Here is a 19,136-nt window from a genome sequence, read left to right as displayed (position 1 = left end):
AATTATTACTTCCGAATCAGCGCGCCGGCCTGCTTCTCAAACTGCTGGATGAGACGCTGCATGACCTGGTCGATAGCCTGCTCGGTGAGCGTTTGCGCGGGGTCTTGCAGCGTGAAGCTGACCGAATACGACTTCTTGCCCGCGTCGAGGCGGTCGCCTTCGTACACGTCGAACACGTTGAGGCCCTGCAGCAGCTTCTTCTCGGTGCGCTGCGCGATGGTGCGCAGCTGCTCGAAAGTCACGCCCTTATCAACTACCAGCGACAGGTCGCGGCGCACCTCCGGAAACTTGGGCAGCTCGCGGGCGGTGAGGGTAGCCTTGTATTTCTTGAGCAGCCAGTCCCAGTCCAACTCGGCATACCACACGGGCTGGCTCACATAGAGGCGCTTAAGCACCTGCGGCGACACGGCCCCGACGTTGCCGACGGGCTGGTTTTGCACCAGCAGCCCTACCCCCCCCGCCAAGTACGGGTGCTGGGTGGGCTGCGGCGCGGCCTGCGGGTGGCCTAGCGCGGCCAGCACCTGCTGCACGGCGCCGGCCGCGTCGTGGTAGGTAGCTTTTTGGGTGGGGTGCTGCCAGGTTTCGGCGGTGGCGCTGCCCGTGAGCCAGAGGCCGAGCACGGTCTTTTCCTGGTACTTGCCGGTGGCGGTGCGCTGGTAGGTGCGGCCAAACTCGTAGAGCTTGAGGTCGCGCTGCCGGCGGTTGAGGTTGTGGCGCACCACCTCCAGGCCCGAGTGCAGCAGCGCGGGGCGCATCACGTTCAGGTCCTGGCTATTGTAGTTGAGAATCCGAACCAGCTTCTCGTCGGGCGCGTCGGCTTTCTCGAAGTACTGCGAGTTGGTAAGCGAGTTGGTGATAATCTCCGAAAAGCCCTGACCGCTGAGCAGGCTGGCCACTTTCTGGCGCACTACCTCGGGGTCGGGGTTGGGGAAGGGCGACAGGAACGAGGCCGAGTTGTGCGGCTTCAGGGCTACATTATTGAAGCCGTAGATGCGCAGAATTTCCTCGATTACGTCGGCCTCGCGGGTCACGTCCACTTTGTAGGGTGGCACAGCTAAGAGCCACTCGCCAGCGGTTTCGGCTTCAATTTTAATGTCGAGGCCGGTCAGGATTTCGCGAATGCGCTCCTCCCCTATCTTTTGACCGATGAGCTGCGTGACGCGGGCCAGGCGCAGGCGCACCTGGTTGGTGGGGACGAGGTGCGGAAACTCGTCCACGACCGGCGCGGCGATGCGGGCGCCGGCTACTTCCTGCAGCAGCAAGGCGGCGCGCTTCAGCGCTACCGGCACCATGTAAGGGTCGGTGCCGCGCTCGTAGCGGAACGAGGCGTCGGTTTTGAGGCCGTGGGCCTGGCTGGTGCGGCGCACCACGGCGGGCGCGAAGTAGGCGCTTTCGAGGAATACGCGGGTGGTGCCCGTCCCTACCCCCGATATTTTGCCGCCAAACACGCCGGCCAGCGCCATCGGCGCGCCGTTAGCGTCGGCAATCACAAGGTCGTCGGCGCTCAGGGTGCGGGCCACGTTGTCGAGGGTGATGAATACCTCGCCAGCTTCGGCGCGCTTCACCCGAATGTGGCCGCCCGTGATGGCCCCGGCATCAAAGGCGTGCAGCGGCTGGCCCAACTCGTGCAGCACGAAGTTGGTGACATCCACCACGTTATTAATCGGCGAGAGCCCGATGCTGCGCAGCCGACGCTGGAGCCACTCGGGCGAGGGGCCAACTTTCACCTCATCCAAGAGCAAGCCGGCGTAGCGCGGACACGCCTGGTCGTCTTCCAGCGTCACCTGGATGTTGGTCCCTTCGGAGGGGGTAGCGAAGGCGCTGACGTCGGGCAGGTGGGCGAGCTGGCCCAGCAGGGCGCGCAGCTCGCGGGCCACGCCGTAGTGCGAGGCGGCATCGGCGCGGTTGGGCGTGAGGCCGATTTCGAACACCGTATCGGCGGCCAGGCCGAAGTAGTCGGCGGCGGGCGTGCCGTCGGGCAGGTCGGTTTCCAAGACCATAATACCGGCGTGCGACTGACCCAGGCCGATTTCGTCCTCGGCGCAAATCATGCCCTCGGAGGCCGCGCCGCGAATTTTCGACTTTTTGATTTTGAACGGCTCGCCGGTGGTGGGGTGCAGCGTGGCGCCTTCCAGGGCCACCACCACGCGCTGGCCGGCGGCCACGTTGGGGGCGCCGCACACGATTTGGCGCGGGGTTTCGTCGCCCACGGCCACGGTGGTGAGGCTCAGCTTGTCGGCGTCGGGGTGGCGCTCGCAGGTGAGCACGGTGCCCAGCACCACGCCGCGCAGGCCGCCGGGAATGCTCTCCAGGTCGGTCAGGCTTTCGACTTCGAGGCCGGAGCCGGTGAGCAGCGCCCCGACTTCATCGGCGGGCAGGGGGGTAGGGAAGAGCGTTTTAAGCCAGTCGAAGGAGATAGTCATGGGCAAAAAGCGCCGGTAGTGCAAGGGCCGGGCGCGTTTGGCAAAGGTACGGGCTGGCCGGGTGCCCCAAAATGCACGCTTCCCGTCGCCCAAGCCACCCGGCCCGACAGGCTGTCTTGGCCTCCAAGGTTGGGGCGGCGCCCGCCGTACTCCTGTTAAGAGTTTACCTTAGGTATTGCGTAATCCTTGATTATCAGATACATTTAGCGTAATAAAGTACTGGTGACTCTTCCGCTCCTTAGCCGCTGCCCGCCTTATGCCAACTATTCATTTTGCACCGCACCCGGCGCTGCTGGAGTTCGTAAACAGCGTTTTTGTGTTCGATATTGACTTTCGGGCCGGCACCGGGCTGTCACCTATCTACCCGTTCGTGCCCTCGCCCAACCGGTTTTTATGCTTTTTCCTCCACGACCAAGTGAAGCTGAGCAAAGGACCGGGCCAGGAGTTTGTGCAGCGGGCGCGCTCCATCATTATCGGGCCGCAGCAGCTGCCCATCACCTTGGACCTGGGCCAGCAGCACCAGGCGGTAGTCGTGTGCCTGAAGCCCGCCGGCATGTACCGGCTGCTGGGCATCCCCATGGCCGAGCTGGTGGACTGCGATTACGATGCCCGCTTGGTGATGGGGCAGGAAATCGACGAGCTAGTGGACTGCTTGCAGGAAGCGCGCACCCATCAGCAGCGCAACGACATCACCCAGCGCTACCTGCTGGGCAAGCTGTCTAAGCTCAAAGCCCTGCTGCCCTTCGACCTGGCCATGCTGCACCAGGTGCACGCCAGCGGCAACCTGCCCATTGAGCGGGTGGCGGCGCGGGCCTGCTTGAGCGTGCGGCAGTTCGAGCGCAAGTCGTACGAACGGCTGGGCCTGTCGCCCAAGGTATATAGCCGCATGATTCGGTTTTCGCACGCCTATAAATACAAGGAGACCGCGCCGCAGCTTTCCTGGACCGAAATTGCCCACCGCTGCGGCTACTTCGACCAGATGCACTTTATCCGGGATTTCAAATTCTTTGCGGGCTTCGCACCTAGCCTGCTGAAGGCCGAGGAAATCGAGAAATCGATGCTTTTCCGCACAATGGAGGATTTAAGCATTTCTTTCTGAGTCGTTATCTCTTTGATAATGTCGCATTTGTACTAGGTGCAGGGTTGAGCGGGCGGGTACTTTTGGGAATAGATTTTTTCTACACCCTACCCCCCTCCTACAGCTATGGCCAAACTCATTGTCCCGGTCGCGTTTCCTAAAACCGGCTCTTCTACCATCGGCGCAGCCCAGGCCGGTGGCTTGGTTACACAACTAAATCTGCTGGCTACCGTGCTGCAAAAACGCTTTGACGAGCTAGGCGGCGCCCGCTTCTTTGGGCCGCTGGAAAAGAAGGATGGCAGCACCTGGTATTTTCAGAATGGCTGCCTGTGCTACAACAGTAGCCTGAAAAAAGCGTTGGAACTTCACGGCGAAATCTATAAAAAATGGCGCGAGCTGGGCGGCACGGCCTGGGGCCGGCCCGACACCGACGAGTCGCCCTGTTCCGATGGCACGGGCCGCTACAACCACTTCAACCACGGGGCCAATACCATTATGTGGTCGCCCCAGACGGGGGCCCACGGCGTGGGGGGCGACATTCACAAGCGCTGGGCGGCGCTGGACTGGGAGCGCTCGTACCTGGGCTACCCCACCAGCGACGAGGTAGACTTCCCGGACGGCGGGCGCGTCAGCGCGTTTCAGCACGGCGGCATCTATTGGTGGCCCGACACCGGGGCCCTGGATTTGAACGACGTGTCGGTGGCCTACACCGGCCTGGTGTGCTTCAAGGAAACCGGCGAGTCGTCGGGGGCCGATGAGCCCTACGCCGTGTTTGGCGTGATGACACCCTTCGCCACCGGCAGCTACCGCAGCCAGACGTACAGCAGCGTCGACTCGAACACCAGCCGGCCCGACTTGCTGGAAGTGTACCGGGGCAAGCCCAATGGCATCTCTATCAGCGTGTTGTTGATGGAGGCCGATGAGGGTGACCCTGCTAAGTACCAGAAGCAAATCACGGCCGCCATCCAAAAAGTGCACGAGGCTGGCACGCTGGCCCTGGGCTTCATCCCCGTGGTGGGGGTAGGGATTGCCGCCGTGCTGGGGCCGCTCATTCAGAAATTCATCCCCAACATCGGCAAGGCTATCAACGACTTGTTTGGCTTTGGCGATGATATTATCGGCACCCAAACCATTACCCTAACGGGTAAGGACATGATTATACTGGCCAAAAAAACAGCCAATTCAACTACCAAAAACGTGGGGTTCAAGTTTGCGACCAACAACCTGCTGGGCCAGCACGCCAACTACAAGGTGTATTTCGGCATCGTGCCGGTATAGGCCGGCGGGCTCCGTCGGAAACCGAGCGGCCGCGGCACCACGGCTGCCCGGCTGCTACCCATCTTCTTTCTTGTTCCTCTTTATATGAAAACTTACCTGGCCTTATTCGGCGTTGCGGCACTATTTACCTTACCCATCGAGCCGCTGGCGGCTACCGAGCGCCCTACCCCCACCCCGGCGGTCAGCCGCGCCCTCACCCCGGACGAGCAACTGTTCACCAGCCTGATAGAGCAGGTGGGCACGGCCATCGAAAAGCACGATATGACGGCGCTGGGCAAATACATGGCCTCCGAATACGTGCACTACAGCCCTGACAACGGCCACGCCAGCCGCGCCGAGGAGCTGGCCTACCTGGCCAAATGGCCCACTACCACGGTAAAAATAGTGAGCCCTGTGAAGGTAAATCGCTATAGCAACACAGCTATTACCGTGGCTACCACTACGTTCAGCGGTATAGAAGACGGAAAAGCATTTAGCAATACCATCCAAATGATGATTGCCTGGGTGCTGCGCGACGGACAGTGGCAAATGGCCGTGGTACAATCGAAGCGAATGCCAGCGTAGTGGTGAGCAGTGAGTAGTGAGCAGTCAGCAGTCAGCAGTGAGTAGAAGAACGTCACTACTCACCGCCAAGCTGCTCGCCGGCCAGCACGGGCACACTCAGGCGGTTGTCGGCGGGCGGCTTGGGGCAGCTGTAGTCGTGGTTGTAGGCGCAGAAAGGGTTGTAGGCCGCGTTAAAATCGAGGCTGATTTCAGTGGCATCGGGGGCGGGCATAGGAAGGTCGAGGTAACGGCCACCAGCGTAGGTCTGCTGGCCGTTCGTAGGGTCTGTGAAGGGGAGAAATAATTCCTGGCCCGTCCCTACCCCCTGTTTTTGCAGCAACGTCAGCCGTTGCGGCCGGCCGCCCAGCTCAAACTCGGCGGTGCCCCAGCGCGCGTAGGCATCGGCCGAGCCGCGGGTGAGGGCCAGCGGCAGCGGGGCCGGCACGGCCGCCCGCACCAGGCGGGCCACCACCCGGTAGGCCGCATCGGGGCCGTAGTAGCGCAGGCCATTGAAGGCCGCCCGCTGCCCGGCCGGAATGGGCGAGCTGGCATTGGCGCGAAAGGCGTTGTCTTTCTGCTGCCGGGCCTGGCGCACCTGGGCCAGGTAGGCAGGGTCGGGCGCGGCGGGGGGGGTAGGGCCCTGGCTGCTGGAGAAATTGTAGACCAACAGGCCAATAACCGCCAGCAAGCCGGCGGCCAGAAGGATTTTACGCATAGGGAGTAGTGCGAACTTTGTAGTTCGCGACCACGCGCCGTACCAACGGTAGTCGTTGTGGGGCGCGAATTACAAAGTTCGCGCTACGGTGCTACTGTACCTCTACAAGATGCCCTCGTCGGCGAAGCTGTAGTAGCCGTTGTCGGTGTAGATGAGGTGGTCGAGGATGGGCAGGTCGAGAAAATTGCCGGCTTCCTGGAGCTTTTTGGTGAGGGAAATGTCGGCGCCGCTGGGCTGGCGGTTGCCGCTGGGATGGTTGTGCACCAGAATAATGCTGCTGGCCAGGTTTTCGAGGGCGTGCTTGAAAATGAGCTTGGGGTCAGCCACAGTGCCGGCCACGCCGCCGCTGCTGATTTTTTCCTGACGCATTACCACATTGGCGCGGTTCAGCATGATTATCCAGAACTCCTCGTGGGGCAGGTCTTGCAGCGCTGGCCGCACCAGCTGGTAGATGTCGCGCGAGCTGGTGATGGTGGTGCGCCGACCCGCGCCGGCCTCCTTGCGGCGGCGGCCCAGCTCCAGCGCCGCTACCACCGAGATGGCCTTGGCCGGCCCTACCCCCGGATGGCGGCACAGCTGCTTGATGCTGAGCCGAGCCAGCTCATTCAAATCATTATCAACGGCTTGCAGCATAAGCATGGCCACATCCACGGCCGTGAGCTTTGTGGTGCCCGAGCCCAGCAGAATGGCAATCAGCTCTGCGTCGGAGAGGGCGGCGCGGCCCTTCTGCACCATTTTTTCGCGGGGGCGGTACTCCTCGGCCCAGCTCTTGATGCCGAAGCTGGCGGGCGCGGTGTAGGGCGCGGCGAGGGGCGGGTCGGCGGCGGCTTCGGGCGAAAGCGGGGGGGTAGGCGGCATAGAAGCGTTTCAGTATAGCTGCCCAAGATAAAGTAAAATCCGGGGTCGCGCGTTAGCCCCGGCAGTATCGCCGCCAGCTAAAAACATAAACCTGCGGTGGGCCGTTTGGCAGTCCGTATGCGCAATCAACTCGTTTTCTGGGGAATCTTCCTTTTAATAATAGTGGCCGAAACCTATGGCTACGTGGCCGTGCGCACCGCTCTGGCGCCCAGCTCGCCGGCGGCGCGGCGCGGCTTTGCCGTCAGCTACTGGGCCCTCACGCTGGGGCTGTGGGCGCTGTGCTTTTGGGCGGCCCGCACCCGGCACGATGGCCCGGTGGCGCTCAAAAGCTACCTGCTGGCCGCGCCGCTGCTGCTGCTGGCGGCCAAGCTGGTTATCGTGTTTCCGCTGCTGCTGGAGGACTTCACGCGGCTCGGGCGCTGGGCGGCGCGGGGCTTGGGCGGCGCGGAGGGGGGTAGAGCCACGGCCATTGAGCCCATTTCGCGCAGCCAGTTTATCAGCAGGCTGGCGCTGGGGCTGGGCGCGGTGCCGCTGGTGGCGCTGCTTTGGGGCATGCTGAAGGGCAAAACCGATTACCGCGTGCGCCACGTGGTGCTGCGTTACCCCAACCTGCCAACGTCGTTCGAGGGCTTCAAAATCCTGCAAATCTCCGATTTGCACACGGGCTCGTTCAATGGCAACCTGGAGCCCATGCGCCGCGCCGTGGGCATTATCAACGCCCAAAAAGCCGACCTGATTGTGATGACCGGCGACCTTGTGAATGACCGCGCCACTGAGGTGGAGCCACATATGGAGGCGCTGGCGGGCATTAAGTCGGACCTGCCGATATTCTCCATCCTCGGCAACCACGACTATGGCGACTACGTGCAGTGGGACAGCGCCGAGGCCAAGATGGAAAACCTCGCGCGCCTGGCCCGCAACCACGCCAAAATTGGCTGGCGCCTGCTGCTGGATGAAAGCCACACCATCCGGCGCGGGGCCGACGAGCTGGCCGTGCTGGGCGTGCAGAACTGGAGCAGCCACCCCAACTTTCCGAAGCACGGCAAGCTGGCCCAGGCCCACGCGGCCAGCGGCAACGCGCCGTTTAAGCTGCTACTCTCGCACGACCCGTCGCACTGGGAGGCGCAGGTACTTGATTACCAAGACATTGACCTCACGCTCAGCGGCCACACCCACGGCATGCAGTTTGGCGTGAACCTGCCGGGCTTTAAGTGGAGCCCGGTGCAGTACTCCTACCCCCAGTGGGCGGGCATTTATGAGCAAGGGCGCCAAAAGCTGTACGTGAACGTGGGCCTGGGCTACCTGGGCTTTCCGGGGCGGGTAGGCTTTTTGCCCGAGATAACGCTGCTGGAATTGCGCCGCGCGTAGCGAGCAGGGCCGCACGGGCACGCCATAACCCGCCCGCGATATATCTCGTTAGAGGGGTCCTAACTTATTGGTTTTAACGACCATCTTCCACATGAAAAACGCCTTGTTCATTCTTGCCGGCGCTACGGCCCTTTCGCTGGCCTCGTGCTCGCAGGAAAAAACTGCTGACACTACCACCACCACGGTGCCCGCCGACGGAGCCGTGACGACCACTACCACCACCGACGAAACCTACAAAGCCCGCGGCAACCGCATGGCCGACAAGTTTGCGTCGGATATGAAGATTGCCGACGAGCCCACCAAGGAGAAGTTGCGCACGGCCTACTACAACCGCTCGAAACGCTATGATGCGATGCACCAGAAGTATATGAGCGACACGACCGGCATGGCCGCCGATATGCGCCAGTACAATACGGACACCGACCAAGAGTTTCAGGGCATTTTGACGCAGCCGGCGCAGTACCAGTCTTACCAGTCGTCGCGCTCTACCTACGATGAGGCCAACAACCTCGACACCAACGGCCAAACGGCCGGCGCCTCGAGCGCCACTATGCCTTCTGATAGCAGCGGCTCGATGTCATCGTCGGGTAGCGATAACATGAGCAGCGGCAGCACGCCCACCACTGCCAGCAGCGTAATGCGCAACCAGGATATGCTGAACTCGGATAACAAAGTGGCCAAATCTAAAACCAAGCTCGAAAACGGTGCGAAGGTGAAAGTGAAGGGCGATGAGGTAAAAATTAAAACTGCCGACGGCGAGAAGACCAAAATGTAGTCTCCGAGCGGTTAAAACCGCTTGTTAGTCTGCGAAAAGCCCGCGTCTGCAACGACGCGGGCTTTTTTTGCCTCATTTGGTGGCAGCTTTGCGGTACCGTTGCGTTAAAGGATACGTGTTTTTACCAGCCCCCTTGCTTTCCATTAAACACCAGCTGCGCTTATTCAGCTTATTGCTGGCCTGCGTACTGGCAGCGCCGGCCGCGTGGGCACAGGCCGGCAGCCCCTCGCCGATAGTGCGCGTAAGCGGCACCATTTCGGCGGCCGCGAGCCGGCAGTCGGTGCCGGGCGCCACCGTGCAGGTGAAGCGCACGCACCTGGGCCTGGCGGCCGATGAGAAGGGCGCGTTTTTTATTACGGCCCTGGCCACCGATACGCTGGTGTTTCGGGCGGTGGGCTACAAGCCGCACCTGCTGGTGCTGGGCGGCACCACCCTCACGCAGCTGGTGGTGCAGGTAAAGCTGGTGCGCGACTCCATTCAGCTGGGCGAAGTGCGCGTGACGGCCGACCGCCCCGACCGCGCCATCATCAACCGGGCGCTGCGCAATATGAAGCGCCCTACCCCCCCGGTGGTGAAGATACCCAAGCGCGCGCCCAAACCCAAGCCGCTTTTCGCCGTGGACTCTACCGCCCCCAAGGCCGAGGCGCCCACCATCAGCGGCTCGAACGTGGATTGGCTCTACGACCAGTTTTCGCGCCAGGGCAAAGAGCGCCGCAAGGTGGAGCAGCTCAAAGCCCGTGACGCAGCCGAGGAGGCCGCCAAAAAACGCGCCGAGTACAATAAAGCCTTCCGCGACAACCGCGGGTATGAGTAGGAAATCACCAACCCGCAGCCGGCAACCCGCGTAAGCCTACGGGATGAAGATTGGCTACCCTTGCGTGAATGAAACGCTACCGTGCAGTGCGGGCAGTACGTTTCGGCTGGCTTCCTACTCGGCCGAGCGGCTGGCTACCACCGTGGCGGCCAACCTGGCCTGCCTGCAGCAGATACTAGAGTGGAACGTGGCCCACGGGCTGCTGTTTTTTCGCATCGGGTCCGATGTGGTGCCATTCGGCTCGCACGAGGTAAATACCTACCCCTGGCAGCGCGAATTTCGGAGCGAGTTCCGGGCCATTGGCGACTACGTGCGGCAGCATGGGTTGCGCGTGTCGTTTCACCCCGGTCAGTACGTGCTCATAAATTCGCCTGATGCGGGCATTGTGAGCCGTAGTGTGGCCGACCTGGTGTACCAGGGCGCCATGTTGGATTTAATGGAGCTTGACTCGACGGCCAAGCTGCAAATTCATGCGGGTGGGGTGTATGGCGACAAGGGCGTGGCCCTGGCGCGCTGGGTCGATTCCTTTCAGACCTTGGTGCCCACCGACGTGCAGGCGCGGCTGGTGGTCGAAAACGACGACCGCCTCTACAGCCTGCGCGAGTGCCTGAGCCTGCACGACGCGACGGGCGTGCCCATCCTATTCGATAATTTTCACCACGAATGCCTCAACCACGGCGAGCCCATGCGCGAGGCCCTGCGCCTGGCCGCCGCTACCTGGCACCCCACCCGCGACGGCGTGCCGATGATGGACTATAGCTCGCAGGCGCCCGGCGAGCGGCGCGGCAAGCACACGACTACGCTGGTGCCGTCGCTCTTCGAAGACTTTTTGGTTGACCTCGATGGCCTTGAGGTAGACATGATGCTCGAAATCAAGGACAAGGAAGCCAGCGCCGTGCGGGCGGCCCAGCTGCTGCGCGCCCGCGGCCTGCTGCCGCCCATGCCCGCCGGCTACGAGCCACCCACGTTTACTGCCAACCCTACCCCCCTTACTTCGCCCAAAGCCGCCGCGCCCAAGCGCCGGGCCACCAAGGCCAAGCCCGCAGCGCCGGCCGGCTGATTTAATTTTTTCTTTTCCCTACCCCCCGCTTTACCATGAATGACTTGTTGCACGCCACCCTATCGGGGTTGCAAAACGGCCTGACCAGCTTGCCGCTGGGCTCGGCCATGGATAATACTGAAACCTGGCAGCAGCAGTTTCTGCAGAGCGGCCAGCCCGAGTTCCAGGATATTGCCCGCGAAATGGGCAACCTGCAATCGCTGCTCACGAGCGGCAGCCTGAGCGCCACGGCCATCGGCAACTCGCTGACAATGCTCGGCGACCAGACCAGCCAGGCCAGCCACCACGCCCCCGCCGACATCAAGGACGACCTGCTGAAACTAGCCGACACACTACGCCGCCACGGCCACGACCTGCTGGCCCACGTGGGCTAAAACCAGCGCCTACCCCCATAGAAAAGGCTGGCCTCCCGCGCGGGAGGCCAGCCTTTTCTATGGGGGTAGGCGCTAAGCAAAACCTACATTTTGGTTTTCATCTTGTCTTTGGCGCCCATCATTTCACCCTTGTGCTTGGTGGTTTTGCGCTTTGTGGCATCGCCGGAGGTACCGTATTCGTTGCCGGTAGGCTGGGTAACAACGGTGCCGGTGCCCTCGGCCGCGTTGCTCATGCTGCTACGGGTGGTATTGGGGCTGGCCATAGTGGCGGGCGCCTGGCTGGCGCGGGGGCTGATAGGAGCAGTTTGGGCGCTGGCGCTACCAAAGCAGAAAGTGGCGGCGAGGGCAAGCAGAAGGTTCTTGGCGTTCATACAAAAAAGAAGGTTGGGTAGTGGAAAAGGCAGCTAAGGTCGAATTGTGGGTCTTACCGTGCTGGGCAGCGAGTTGTTTTGGGGCAGCGCGGGGCGGCGCTGGTTCACGTTGCTGGAGCCTACCCCCCGGCTGGGCACGATATCGCTCGACTGCCGCGAGGCGCGCTGCGGAATGAGGCCCTGCTCGCGCACATCGGGCACGGCCGTGGGCGACTGCTCGGGCGTGCCCGCAATGGGCACCGAGCCCGCGAGGCGGCTGGGCTGGGCATCGTAGCTGGTGGGAGTACGCTGCACTTCCGAAGGCCCCTGAATGGTGCTTTGGTTGAGTGCCGGGTTCACAGGCGGCACGGCGGTCTGGTTTTGCATGCCGCCGCGCATGGGGGCCGTTGCATCGAAGGGCACCGTTTGAGCGCGGGCCGTGCCGGCGGCCAAGCCCACAGCCACTAGTAGTACTAACGTTTTCATAACAAGCTAGTTAAGATAAGTAAAGCGCGACAAAAAGCCGGCTGCCCGCTCATGGGGCAGCCGGCTTTTATACGGCCAAAGGCGGCAGCGTGGCTACCACAGGTTAGCCTTAGTTATTGGGGGTCATCGTCGATTTCGTTTTGGTCGTCTTCGACTTCATACGCTGCTCGCGGCGCATTGCACGCTGGTCGCTGCCCGTCGTGCTGGTTCCGTTGCTCATGGTGCCGGCACCCATGGTACCATTATTCATGGTACCCGTGCCCATCGTGCTCGTGCCGGGGGTAGTCTGGTTCATGGTGCCGGTAGTACCCGTACCCATGGTGCCAGTGGTACCCGTAGTAGTGCCGGTGGTACCCGTGGTGGCAGGAGTGGTTTGGGCGAAGGCAGCGCTGGTGCAAAGGGTAAAGGCGGCGGCGAGGAAAATGCTGGAAACTTTCATGGAAAAGGAAATTTGATGGATGGAGTGGTCTTAAAACCGGGTCTTATACGGGCCATCGCATACTGGTAGTTGCTTGTTTTACAGTATTTTTCCATTATTTTTTGTAAACTCAGCACTAGCGCTATCATTATCAACTCACGCTGACTGGCTTACCGCAAAGCAGCTTACAGGCTACTCCGCTGCGGTTTAGCCTATCAGTAGGACGAAGCCTGCTAGAGTAATTTCCAAGTTCGGGTACCTGCGCCGGTCCGCTGGCGGAGCCAGCCGACCGGTTGATGGGTGCGCCGCCTAGGAACCGCAGGAGGTAGTGCTAGCATGCTTTGTAGGCTTCGAGACCGCAACTCGCTTGCAGCACGAATACCACAGAAAGGTTGGCTACCATGAGGGCCAGCCCTCATAAGCAGGGCGGAATAAAGGCTACCCACAAGCTTATTAATTGCATTAAGCAGAGAGCAAACCACCTATATTCTACGTTTCGCCACAAATAATTAATCCCTTTTTTAGTACAAGAAGCCAATTTACTTTTTATTGTTATAATTTATCAAATAATAATTTATAATATTTTCAGCAAAATTTCATCTTATTATTGTCACAAATGGGCTTGTTTTGTCCTTGTAATGCTGTGCCTACCCCCCTTTCTTTGCTGCTACTCCCGCTAAGCCGGGGCTCTTTCCAACCTGTTCCTTTTCCAAACCAGAGACAAGCAAACGCCTTCCCGGCCACGGGGAGGCGTTTCGCTTTTTCTGGGGTTCCCGTCGCCAACTTGCGGCTGCTTTCCCTACCCCCCTTTGCCCTGCTGTATGACTACTTTCCGATTGCTTCTTTTGCTGAGTGGCTGGCTGCTTGCGCCGCTGGCTGGCCGGGCCCAGGCCGCCTATCCTACCCCCGTCGGGGGCGACTACACGCTGGCCAACTTCCGGTTTGAAAGCGGTGAAACCCTGCCGGTGCTCAACCAACACTACACCACCGTGGGCCAGCCCCGCAAGGATAAGCAGGGCTGGGTGGTGAATGCGGTGCTCATCATGCACGGCACTACGGGCGCAGGCACCAGCTTTTTGAGCGACTTATTTGCGGGGCACTTATTTGGGCCGGGGCAGCCGCTGGACGCGGCCAAGTACTACGTCATCCTGCCCGATGCCATCGGCCACGGCAAATCGAGCAAGCCCAGCAACGGCTTGCACATGAAATTTCCAAAATACACCTACGATGATATGGTGGTGGCCAACTACCGCCTGCTGACCGAGAAGCTGGGGGTAGCGCACGCCCGCCTCATCATGGGCACCTCAATGGGCGGCATGGAAACCTGGGTGTGGGGCTACAAATACCCCGACTACATGGATGCCCTGCTGCCCCTGGCCAGCCTGCCCGTGGAGATTGGCGGCCGCAACCGTATGCTGCGCAAAATGGCCATCGATATGATAGAAATGGACCCCGCCTGGCAGGGCGGCAGCTACACCACCGAGCCTAAGGTAGGCCTCACCGGCGCCGCGTCGTCCTTGATATTTATGACCAGCAGCCCCAAGCAGATGCAGAAGCTGGCACCCACCCGCGCCCAGGCCGAAGTAGCCCTGGACAAGACCGAAGCCAACCTCTACAAGACACTCGATGCCAACGACTTTATCTACCAGTTTGATGCCTCGCGCGACTACAACCCGGCCCCGCACCTGGCGGCTATCAAGGCCCCGCTGTTTGCCATCAACTCGGCCGACGACCAGGTGAACCCGCCCGAGCTGGGCATTCTGGACACCGAAATCAAGCGGGTGGCCAAGGGCCGCTACATCCTGCTGCCCATCACGGACCTCACCACTGGCCACGGCACCCACTCGAACCCCGCCATCTGGGGTCCTTATCTGGAAGAATTACTCAAGCAGACGGAGCCAAAATAAGCCCGCTTGCTCATGGCCTATTTCCGGGGGGGTAGGGCCGGAAACTGGGCCGGCGGGCGCCGGTGGTGCGTGGCCTGCTCGTAGGCGTAGGCGTAAGTAATAAGCGTAGGCTCGTCGAACGAGCGGCCCAGAAACTGCAAGCCGGCGGGCAGGTTATCGTAGGTGAAGCCCATGGGCACCGTGAAGGCCGGCTGGCCGGTATGCGGCGCAATGAGCTGGCTGTTATCACCCTTATATCCCTTCAAATCACCAACCTTAGCCGGTGGGTTGTTCCAGGTCGGGTACACCAGCGCGCCGAGCTTCTGGTCGTCCATCACGGCCGTTACGGCGTTGCGAAAGGCAATGCGGCGCGGGTCGGTGTAGGCCTCGCCCCGGCCGGCCACGCTGGCGCTGGGTGCCACGCCGTGGGCCAGCTCATCCTGCAAATTTCCCTTAATGTAAGCCGCGTACTTGCCCGAGGCCAGCACCTGGTCGATGTTGTGCACCGGCGCTTTCGGGCCTTGCGCGGCCAGGTATTGGTCCACGTCGTGCTTGAATACCGAGGCCCACTGGCCTTTGCTGACCTGGGCAAAATCCGGAATCTCTACATCTACCACCGTCGCGCCAGCTCGGCGCAGGTCGGCCACCGCCTGTTCAAACAGGGCTTTCACCTGCGGGTCGGGGCTGCGCTCGCTCAGCGTGCGCAGCACGCCAATGCGGGCGCCGCGCAACCCATTCTTGTTTAGAAACTGCTGGTAGCCTTTTGCCGGAATCTTGCCGGCGCTGTAGGTCGTTAGCGGGTCGGCGGGGTCGGGGCCGGTGGCCATCACTTCGAGCAGGCGGGTAGCATCGGCCACCGAGCGCGCCATGGGGCCGCCGGTATCGTTGCGCAGGTACAGCGGCACGATACCCGCTCGGCTCAGCAGCCCCAGCGTGGGCCGAAAGCCCACCAGCGCATTGTGCGACGAGGGCCCGCGAATTGAGTTGCCGGTATCGGTACCCAGGCCCGCCGTGCCGAGGCTGGCTGCCACCGCCGCCGCTGTGCCGCCGCTGGAGCCCGCCGGCACGTGCGCCAGGTTGTAAGGATTGCGCGTTTCGCCCGCCAATGAGCTGATAGTCACCATCGGGGCAAATGCCCACTCGGCCATGTTTGACTTAGCCAGCACAATAGCCCCGGCCGCCTTCAGGTCGCGCACCATGGTGGCATCGGTAGTCGGCTCGAAGCCCTTGAGCGCCAGCGAGCCGGCCGCCGTTTGCAGGCCCGCCGTATTGTAGTTATCCTTCACAATCAGCGTAATGCAGTGTAGCGGACGCAGCTTGCCGGTACGCCGGTACTCAGCATCGAGCTGCCGGGCTTCGGCCAGGGCCGCCGGGTTGGTGACTACAATGGCGTTGAGGTGGGTAGGCTGGTCATAAGCGGCAATACGGGCCTGATAAGCCTGCACCAGCTGCTCGCAGCTGCAGTCGCCGCGCTTCAGCGCCTGCTGCACATCGGCTATTGAGGCTTCCGCCACCTCAAAGGGCGGGCGGTTGGTTGTAGTGGCCTGCTGCTCGCGGCGCGCTTGGCCGCAGCTAGTTGCCAGTAGCGCGCTACCCCACAGCAGCAACAGATACAGGCCGGTTTTTCGGAGGTTGCTCATACGCAGGCAATAACGGCCGGAATGAGCCACAAAACCGCATTTAGCAACCAAAAAACCTATTTTTACGCTCCTACTGTAAACAAAAACACGCCTTGCTCTATCGGGAGCAAGGCGTGTTTACACTGCAATAACATTTGCTATCGGGACACAATAATATCGTTAAAGTCTGCCCCTAGTCGCTGCTTGGGCGCTACGACCTTTCCTTGCTCACTGCTGTTGGTACCCCACCGAGGCAGCGGCCCTTTGCCGCCTGGCAAGCCCGCCTGGTGTTCGAGCCGGCGATTAACAGCTGGCAAATACACTGGAAACGATTGTGGAGTTTTCATATCTTCTTTTACGTAATTCTACCCCCTAAAAGTTACAGATTATAGTCGCGCTTGTTGTGTCATTTTCCCTAGGCATCAAATCATGCTGGGTCGCTGCTGGCTCAGTAGGCCAATTGCCTTGGTAGCCTCGTCGCGTAACTAGCTATCTTATTGCTAACTAAGGATTAGACAACAGCAACTATGGCTGGCTTATAGCCCTTTCGCTGCTAGCGCATCCCGCCAAAATATACCTGCCTACTGCCGGTTCACAGGTCCGTGCGCCGGTCCGCTGGCAGAGCCGTCCGACCGGTTGACGCGTGCGCCGCTTGGCCAGTCGTGCAGCCCTCGTCCCCGCGTCAACCGGTCGGCTGGCTCTGCCAGCGGACCGGTTGACGCGGGCCTGGAAATTGCGCGAGCTGAGTTGTCAGCTGGCGAAAGGCTTTGGCCAGCTAGCAATGGTTTTGAGGAGGGAGCTTTTTCCGTAAGCTCAGGAGATGAACACTTGATTCTCTCTTGGTTTACCCCACCACCTCAGTAGTACCCCGGAAGCATGGCTTGGCTGGGGTAGCGTGGGCCGGGCCCAGCCAACGCCAGCTTCGTTTCTCCCGTTACCTACCTCATGACGAAAGCCGTTTTTATTGCCACCGCCGAGCCCTACAGCGGCAAGTCGCTGGTGGCGCTGGGGCTGGTGAACCTGCTGCTGGGGCAGGCCCGCAAGGTGGGCTACTTCAAGCCTATCATCGACCACGACCCCGCCGAGCGGCCCGACCCACACTTGGAGGCCATAAGCAGCTACTTCAAGCTACCGCCGCCCGCCGCCGCTACTTACGCCTACACCCGCCCCGAGGCGCTGCGCCTGCTGGAAGCCGGAGCCCAGGGCGAGTTGATTGACGCCATCATCCATACGTTTAAGCAGTGGGAAGAGAGCTGCGATTTTACGGTGGTGGAGGGCAGTGACTTTGTGGGGGCGGGTACGGCGTTTGAGTTTGACGCCAACGTATCGATTGCCAAAAACCTCGGCGTGCCCGTTATCCTGGTGGTGTCGGGCGAGGGCAAAAGCACGGCGCAACTGGTGAGCGCGGTGCTCACCTTACTGCGCAGCTTCGAGGCCCGGGAGGTACCGGTGCTGCTGGCGGTGGCCAACCGCGTGTTGCCCGCGCAGGTGGCCGACGTGCAGGCCCTGCTGCGCACCCAAATCCCGGCCGACGTGCTGCTGGCCGTCATTCCCGACGACCCCAACCTGCTGCACCCCACCATGCGCGAAATTCAGGCGGAGCTGGGCGGCCAGCTGCTGTTTGGGGAAAGCGGTCTCGGCAATCAGGTCGACAACTACGTTATAGGGGCCATGCAGGTGCCCAATTTCCTTAACTACCTCAAGGAAAATGTATTGATTGTGACGCCTGGTGACCGGGGCGACATCATTGTGTGCGCGCTGCAGGCCAATTTATCGGCCAGCTACCCGCGGGTGGCGGGTATTGTGCTCACGGCCGGCGCCGCGCCCGACGCGCCTATTGTGCGCCTGCTCGAAGGCTTGCCCAACGTGGTGCCCATTCTGGCCGTGCCCACCGGCACGTTCGAAACCACCACCCGCGTGGGGGCTATCCGCTCGCGCATCTCGGCCGATAATCCGAAGAAAATCCAGCTGGCCATCAGCACCTTCGAGCGCCATGTGGAGGTGCGGGCGCTGGAGGAAAAGCTGGTCAGCTTCCAGTCGGAGGGCCTCACGCCGCACATGTTCCAGTACCGGCTGCTGCAATGGGCGAAGCGCTCGCGCCGCCACATTGTGCTGCCCGAGGGCAACGACGACCGCATTCTGCGGGCCGCCGCGCAGCTGCTTCACCAGGACATTGTGGACCTCACCATTTTGGGCGACCCCGACGAGATAGCAGCCTCGGCCAAGCGCTTGGGCATCAGCCTGCCCGCTGGCCACCTGCGCCTCATCGACCCCGTGAAATCGGAGCACTACGCGGCGTACGTGGAGACGTTTTACGAACTGCGCAAGGACAAGGGCGTGAACCACGACATGGCCCGCGACCTGCTGCGCGATGTGTCATACTTCGGTACCATGATGGTGTACCAGGGCCACGCCGACGGCATGGTATCGGGGGCGGTGCACACCACGCAGCACACCATTCGGCCGGCCCTGCAGTTCATCAAAACAAAGCCGGGCGTGTCGGTGGTATCGTCGGTGTTCTTTATGTGCCTGCCCGACCGCGTGGCCGTGTTCGGCGACTGCGCCGTGAACCCCAACCCCACGGCCGAGCAGCTGGCCGAAATCGCCATTTCTTCGGCCGAAAGCAGCCGGGCCTTTGGCATTGAGCCGCGCATCGCCATGCTGTCCTACTCCTCGGGCACGTCGGGGGCGGGAGCTGATGTCGACAAGGTGCGCCAGGCCACCGCGCTGGTTCGCCAACAACGGCCGGATTTGAAAGTAGAAGGCCCCATCCAGTACGACGCCGCCGTCGACCCGCTGGTGGGCCGCCAGAAGCTGCCCGATTCGGAGGTGGCCGGGCAGGCCAGCGTGCTCATCTTCCCCGATTTGAATACCGGCAACAACACCTACAAAGCCGTGCAGCGCGAAACCGGAGCCCTGGCCATCGGCCCGGTGCTGCAAGGCCTCAACAAGCCGGTGAATGATTTGAGCCGGGGCTGCACGGTGGATGACGTGTTTAATACGGTGGTGATTACGGCCATTCAGAGTCAGCAGCAGTAGCGTGGACTCTGCGAGTTCGCGCCTTTGGCTGTTCTGGCGCTCCAACGCGCGG

17 protein-coding genes are annotated in these 19,136 nt (G+C 61.6%); 10 read left to right on the top strand and 7 right to left on the bottom strand.

Going from position 1 to position 19,136, the window contains the following annotated elements:
• Window positions 1-5 precede the first annotated feature (5 nt).
• A complete protein-coding gene (gene pheT, locus E4631_RS05250) occupies window positions 6-2,423 on the bottom strand; it encodes a phenylalanine--tRNA ligase subunit beta (RefSeq protein WP_133660054.1) in 2,418 nt (805 codons plus the stop codon).
• Window positions 2,424-2,679: 256 nt separating this feature from the next.
• Here pheT and E4631_RS05245 point away from each other — a divergent pair, with 256 nt between their 5' ends.
• From E4631_RS05245 to E4631_RS05235, 3 genes are all read left to right on the top strand, one after another.
• Complete coding sequence (locus E4631_RS05245; protein WP_133660053.1) at window positions 2,680-3,522, top strand: AraC family transcriptional regulator; 843 nt, start codon at window positions 2,680-2,682, stop codon at window positions 3,520-3,522.
• A gap of 105 nt (window positions 3,523-3,627) precedes the next feature.
• Window positions 3,628-4,779: an LGFP repeat-containing protein gene (locus E4631_RS05240; RefSeq protein ID WP_133660052.1), complete on the top strand. Its 1,152-nt coding sequence runs from the start codon at window positions 3,628-3,630 to the stop codon at window positions 4,777-4,779.
• Between the two features lie 84 nt (window positions 4,780-4,863).
• The gene (locus tag E4631_RS05235; protein ID WP_133660051.1) at window positions 4,864-5,343 is read left to right on the top strand and encodes a nuclear transport factor 2 family protein; all 480 of its coding nucleotides are present in this window, start codon (window positions 4,864-4,866) and stop codon (window positions 5,341-5,343) included.
• 55 nt (window positions 5,344-5,398) lie between these two features.
• On the opposite strand, the gene E4631_RS05230 is transcribed toward E4631_RS05235, so the two are convergent.
• Both E4631_RS05230 and radC read right to left on the bottom strand, forming a co-directional pair.
• Entirely contained in the window at window positions 5,399-6,037 is a 639-nt protein-coding gene (locus tag E4631_RS05230) for a DUF1684 domain-containing protein (protein ID WP_133660050.1), read from the bottom strand.
• A 102-nt stretch (window positions 6,038-6,139) separates the two neighbouring features.
• Entirely contained in the window at window positions 6,140-6,895 is a 756-nt protein-coding gene (radC, locus tag E4631_RS05225; RefSeq protein WP_133660049.1) for a DNA repair protein RadC, read from the bottom strand.
• Between the two features lie 162 nt (window positions 6,896-7,057).
• Between radC and E4631_RS05220 the strand changes: the two genes are divergently transcribed.
• From E4631_RS05220 to E4631_RS05200, 5 genes are all read left to right on the top strand, one after another.
• Window positions 7,058-8,263 (top strand): metallophosphoesterase, encoded by a 1,206-nt coding sequence (locus tag E4631_RS05220; protein WP_240734686.1) that lies wholly within the window; start codon window positions 7,058-7,060, stop codon window positions 8,261-8,263.
• 91 nt (window positions 8,264-8,354) lie between these two features.
• Complete coding sequence (locus tag E4631_RS05215; RefSeq protein WP_133660047.1) at window positions 8,355-9,038, top strand: hypothetical protein; 684 nt, start codon at window positions 8,355-8,357, stop codon at window positions 9,036-9,038.
• 133 nt (window positions 9,039-9,171) lie between these two features.
• Entirely contained in the window at window positions 9,172-9,852 is a 681-nt protein-coding gene (locus E4631_RS05210; protein WP_166648268.1) for a carboxypeptidase-like regulatory domain-containing protein, read from the top strand.
• A gap of 64 nt (window positions 9,853-9,916) precedes the next feature.
• Window positions 9,917-10,912, top strand: coding sequence for a UV DNA damage repair endonuclease UvsE (uvsE, locus tag E4631_RS05205; protein WP_240734684.1), 996 nt, complete (start codon window positions 9,917-9,919; stop codon window positions 10,910-10,912).
• Window positions 10,913-10,947: 35 nt separating this feature from the next.
• Complete coding sequence (locus tag E4631_RS05200) at window positions 10,948-11,286, top strand: hypothetical protein (RefSeq protein ID WP_133660044.1); 339 nt, start codon at window positions 10,948-10,950, stop codon at window positions 11,284-11,286.
• Window positions 11,287-11,369: 83 nt separating this feature from the next.
• Here the strand turns inward: E4631_RS05200 and E4631_RS05195 are convergent, their stop codons facing one another.
• The 3 genes from E4631_RS05195 to E4631_RS05185 all read right to left on the bottom strand — a co-directional run bounded on the left by E4631_RS05195 (window position 11,370) and on the right by E4631_RS05185 (window position 12,561).
• On the bottom strand, window positions 11,370-11,657 hold the full coding sequence (locus tag E4631_RS05195) for a hypothetical protein (protein ID WP_133660043.1): 288 nt from the start codon (window positions 11,655-11,657) through the stop codon (window positions 11,370-11,372).
• Window positions 11,658-11,690: 33 nt separating this feature from the next.
• Complete coding sequence (locus E4631_RS05190) at window positions 11,691-12,122, bottom strand: hypothetical protein (RefSeq protein WP_133660042.1); 432 nt, start codon at window positions 12,120-12,122, stop codon at window positions 11,691-11,693.
• A 109-nt stretch (window positions 12,123-12,231) separates the two neighbouring features.
• Window positions 12,232-12,561 carry a hypothetical protein gene (locus tag E4631_RS05185; protein WP_133660041.1) on the bottom strand — a complete coding sequence of 110 codons (330 nt, stop codon included), beginning with the start codon at window positions 12,559-12,561 and terminating at the stop codon, window positions 12,232-12,234.
• 800 nt (window positions 12,562-13,361) lie between these two features.
• Here E4631_RS05185 and E4631_RS05180 point away from each other — a divergent pair.
• Entirely contained in the window at window positions 13,362-14,447 is a 1,086-nt protein-coding gene (locus E4631_RS05180) for an alpha/beta fold hydrolase (RefSeq protein ID WP_133660040.1), read from the top strand.
• Between the two features lie 17 nt (window positions 14,448-14,464).
• Here the strand turns inward: E4631_RS05180 and E4631_RS05175 are convergent, their stop codons facing one another.
• A complete protein-coding gene (locus tag E4631_RS05175; protein WP_133660039.1) occupies window positions 14,465-16,066 on the bottom strand; it encodes an amidase family protein in 1,602 nt (533 codons plus the stop codon).
• A 924-nt stretch (window positions 16,067-16,990) separates the two neighbouring features.
• Between E4631_RS05175 and pta the strand changes: the two genes are divergently transcribed.
• A complete protein-coding gene (pta, locus tag E4631_RS05170; RefSeq protein WP_133660038.1) occupies window positions 16,991-19,084 on the top strand; it encodes a phosphate acetyltransferase in 2,094 nt (697 codons plus the stop codon).
• Window positions 19,085-19,136 lie beyond the last annotated feature (52 nt).

The sequence above is a fragment of the Hymenobacter sp. UV11 genome, from assembly GCF_004684095.1.
GTDB lineage: Bacteria > Bacteroidota > Bacteroidia > Cytophagales > Hymenobacteraceae > Hymenobacter.
This window is presented reverse-complemented; position numbering and strand designations above follow the sequence as displayed.

Bases quoted from the DNA above. Each gene is read 5' to 3' on its own strand.
- pheT (WP_133660054.1), bottom strand. From the start codon at position 2,423: ATGACTATCTCCTTCGACTGGCTTAAAACGCTCTTCCCTACCCCCCTG.
- E4631_RS05245 (WP_133660053.1), top strand. From the start codon at position 2,680: ATGCCAACTATTCATTTTGCACCGCACCCGGCGCTGCTGGAGTTCGTA.
- E4631_RS05240 (WP_133660052.1), top strand. From the start codon at position 3,628: ATGGCCAAACTCATTGTCCCGGTCGCGTTTCCTAAAACCGGCTCTTCT.
- E4631_RS05235 (WP_133660051.1), top strand. From the start codon at position 4,864: ATGAAAACTTACCTGGCCTTATTCGGCGTTGCGGCACTATTTACCTTA.
- E4631_RS05230 (WP_133660050.1), bottom strand. From the start codon at position 6,037: ATGCGTAAAATCCTTCTGGCCGCCGGCTTGCTGGCGGTTATTGGCCTG.
- radC (WP_133660049.1), bottom strand. From the start codon at position 6,895: ATGCCGCCTACCCCCCCGCTTTCGCCCGAAGCCGCCGCCGACCCGCCC.
- E4631_RS05215 (WP_133660047.1), top strand. From the start codon at position 8,355: ATGAAAAACGCCTTGTTCATTCTTGCCGGCGCTACGGCCCTTTCGCTG.
- E4631_RS05200 (WP_133660044.1), top strand. From the start codon at position 10,948: ATGAATGACTTGTTGCACGCCACCCTATCGGGGTTGCAAAACGGCCTG.
- E4631_RS05195 (WP_133660043.1), bottom strand. From the start codon at position 11,657: ATGAACGCCAAGAACCTTCTGCTTGCCCTCGCCGCCACTTTCTGCTTT.
- E4631_RS05190 (WP_133660042.1), bottom strand. From the start codon at position 12,122: ATGAAAACGTTAGTACTACTAGTGGCTGTGGGCTTGGCCGCCGGCACG.
- E4631_RS05185 (WP_133660041.1), bottom strand. From the start codon at position 12,561: ATGAAAGTTTCCAGCATTTTCCTCGCCGCCGCCTTTACCCTTTGCACC.
- E4631_RS05180 (WP_133660040.1), top strand. From the start codon at position 13,362: ATGACTACTTTCCGATTGCTTCTTTTGCTGAGTGGCTGGCTGCTTGCG.
- E4631_RS05175 (WP_133660039.1), bottom strand. From the start codon at position 16,066: ATGAGCAACCTCCGAAAAACCGGCCTGTATCTGTTGCTGCTGTGGGGT.
- pta (WP_133660038.1), top strand. From the start codon at position 16,991: ATGACGAAAGCCGTTTTTATTGCCACCGCCGAGCCCTACAGCGGCAAG.